This window comes from Streptomyces sp. NP-1717 (genome assembly GCF_022695985.1).
Lineage (GTDB): Bacteria > Actinomycetota > Actinomycetes > Streptomycetales > Streptomycetaceae > Streptomyces.
The window spans coordinates 1-2,994 of sequence record NZ_JAAPBF010000404.1 but is presented as its reverse complement, the minus strand read 5'-3'; the positions used below and the strand labels follow the sequence as shown (position 1 = coordinate 2,994).

General features: G+C 74.1%; 1 protein-coding gene. It reads right to left on the bottom strand.

The features are described 5' to 3' along the window. Positions 1 to 70 precede the first annotated feature (70 nt). The gene (locus tag GXP76_RS34935; RefSeq protein ID WP_242575635.1) at positions 71 to 2,992 is read right to left on the bottom strand and encodes an alpha-N-acetylglucosaminidase; all 2,922 of its coding nucleotides are present in this window, start codon (positions 2,990 to 2,992) and stop codon (positions 71 to 73) included. Positions 2,993 to 2,994 lie beyond the last annotated feature (2 nt).

Here is a 2,994-nt window from a genome sequence, read left to right as displayed (position 1 = left end):
CCTCGGGCGCAACCGGCGCGTCGGCCGTCCCCCACGGCGCACGCCCGGGCGGGACTCGCCCGTCCCCGGCCTACCCCGTCACCGCCCACCCGCTGAACTCGACCAGGCCCCGCAGCCCGCTGCTTCCGTTCGTCGCGCTCATGAACAGGCCCACGTCCTGGGTGTCGCCCGCGCCGGGGACCGGCACCGTGGTGACCGTGCGCCAGGTCGCGCCGTCGTCCGTCGAGCACGAGCCGGTGAACCGGCCCCCCGCGCGGGACAGTCGCAGCAGTACCGGTGCGGTGACGCCCGTGACGCGCTGGTAGGTGTCGAGCGTGCCGTCGCCCGTCGTGTCGTACGACAGCACCACCCCGTTGGACGGCGTCACCGCGAGGTTGACGATGCCCGGCGAGCCGGCCGTCGCCAGGCGGTCGCGGACGATGATGCCCGCGCGGGCCCACGCCCCTGTGTTCTCCTGCGCGTCCACCCGCACCGTCACACCCACACCGTCCCGGAACGCGCCTTCTCTGAAGGCCGTGCCGAACTGGGTGGTCGCCCGCCACAGGTCCTGGCCGCCGCCGTTGACCGCGAAGCGGTCGCCGAGCTGTCCGAAGACCGCCCCGTTGTTGCTGTACGTGCGCCAGCCCCCGTCCAGCGGCCCCGCGACGTACACGGCGCCCCGCTGGACGGTTTTCACGCGCTCCCCGCCTCGCGGCCCGTACTCCAGCTCCAGCGAGTACGGCAGCGCGCGCAGCGGCACGGTCAGGGGCTCGCCGGGCGCGGTCACCGACCAGGAGACGGACCCGGAGCCGGCCGGGGCGACGGCCGGCAGCGTCGTCGGGCCGTCCGGCCGGGCGTCGACGCCGGTCAGGGCGAAGTCGACGGGGCCGGTGCCACGCAGCCCGTTGAGGTACCGGAAGTCGGCCCTGACCGTCCCCTCGCTGCCCGGGGTGAAGGCGAGCGGGTCGGCGGTGACCGTGACGGTGCCCTGGTACGGGGCGGCGGCCAGGGTGTCCCGTACGCGCAGCGCCGTCCGGTACGCGTCACCGGTCGCCCGCACCGGATATCCGCCGCGTCCCCGCGTCCACGCCTCCTCGTCCACGTACCAGTCGAAGGTCTTCGGCTCCCGCCCGGCGCTCAACGCATCGGTCAGCTCGTCCAGATACGCCTGCCACTGCGGCAGATGGACATCGGCGAGCAGGCCCTGCCAGTCGCGGTTGGCGTAATTGCTCAGATGCCCTGCGGCCGACCTGCCGGCCCAGGTGGTGATCAGCGTGCGCGCCGTCCACTCCAGCGTCGTGGCCTCCGCCGGACTCGTCGCGAGCCGTTTCGCGTCCTCCAGCCACGGGCCGAGCAGGAAGGACCGGTGGCAGCCCGCCATCGTGTCGCTCAGCCGCATCAGTCTCAGCCACAGCGCCGCCAGCGCACGGAACGTGGCGGCGTCGCCTCCTTGGAAGGCGCCGCGCAACTGCGGCAGCAGCAGCCGGGAACGGTTGGCGAGCGCCTGCCTGGCCAGCTCGGTGACGTCGTACCGGTACGCGTCCGAGCCGCGCAGCCCGGCCGCCACGTCGAGCAGCGAGCCGAAGGCCTTGTCGAACTCGCCGGTGTCGAAGGCGGTTGTGACGGACGAGGTGAGGGAGGGGCGGCGGGAGAACAGCGAGTCCACGGGGCGGCCGTCGGCCGTCGTCAGCCGGTACGCGGTCGCCGCCAGCACACCGAAGGCGTCCCGCGCGGCCGGGTCCTCGCCGCCGTAGCGCAGATCCGCGTACGACCGGAACCAGCTCTCCCGGTCCACCGCGTCCCGACGCCACGCCAGCTCGCTGAACAGCTCGAAGGCGGCCGGGTCCCGCTCGGCGGCCTCCGGCATGTACGCCGTGCCCACCAGCGCGCTGCCCGGCTTGTCGCGCCACACGGTGAACCGCTCCGTCCAGCGGTCGGAGTTGGCGCCCAGCGTCGTACGGCCGCCGAAGTTGGGGATGGTGCCGAAGGCGTACGGCGCGCCGCCCCAGTCGCGCTCGCGGTCGGTCACCGAGTCCAGGTCGGACAGGCCGTCGACGATCAGCACCCGGTCGGTGTCGATGGCGTCGAGCAGGGCCGGCACCGGGTTGGTCTGCCAGCCGAGGATCACCCAGGTCGCGCCGGGGCGGGCCGTGCGGAGCGAGGTCTCGACCGCGCGGGCGGCGTCGGGCACGGGGACGTCCCCGGCGCTGCCGCCCTCGTGCAGCAGGTCCATCTTGAAGTGGTTCACCTCGCCGAAGAGGTCGGCCTGGTGCCGGTAGAACGCGGCGGCGACCTCGGCGAAGACCGGGGTGCGCGGGTCGAGCCAGTCGGGGCGCGGCAGCCCGTTCCAACTGCCCTGCGGGACGGTCCTCGCGCCGGGGTTACGGGCGGCGAAGCCGTCCGGGACGGTGCCGAAGTAGCCGGGCAGCACCGGGGACATGCCCAGTTCATGCATCCGGTCGGTGATCCGCCGGCCGAGCACGGCGCGGGCGGCGATCAGCTCGGGGGAGAGCGGGCCGCCGTACTCGCTCATGTTCTGCAGCAGCCACCACGGCTGGTGGGAGGGCGCGGGCAGCCAGGTGCGGGCCTCGGTGTCGGAGTAGCCGAAGCCGGTCAGCAGCCGGTGGTAGACGGCCTCCTGGCCGGTGGTGACCAGGACCTCGTTGCAGCCGTGCAGGGCGAGGACGTCGAGCATCCGCTCCCAGCGCGGCCAGTCGGCGTACGGGGCGGTGTAGCCGTCGTGGGTGTCGTTGAAGGCGAACCGGTGCCGTACGGTCGCCGAGCGCTCCAGCGGGCGGCGGGGCGCGGGCAGTGTGGCGGGCAGGTCGAGCCGGCCGCCCGACCAGCTGATGTGGGCGCCGCACGCGTACTTCAGATACCAGTGGACGCCGGTGAGCAGGACACCGGCGTCGGTGCCCGACACCTCGATCCGGCCGGCGGACCCGGTGACCCGGAACCGCTCGGGGCCGCGCGTCACCCGGAACCGGAACTGGTCGGCGTGGCGGGGCAGCAGCC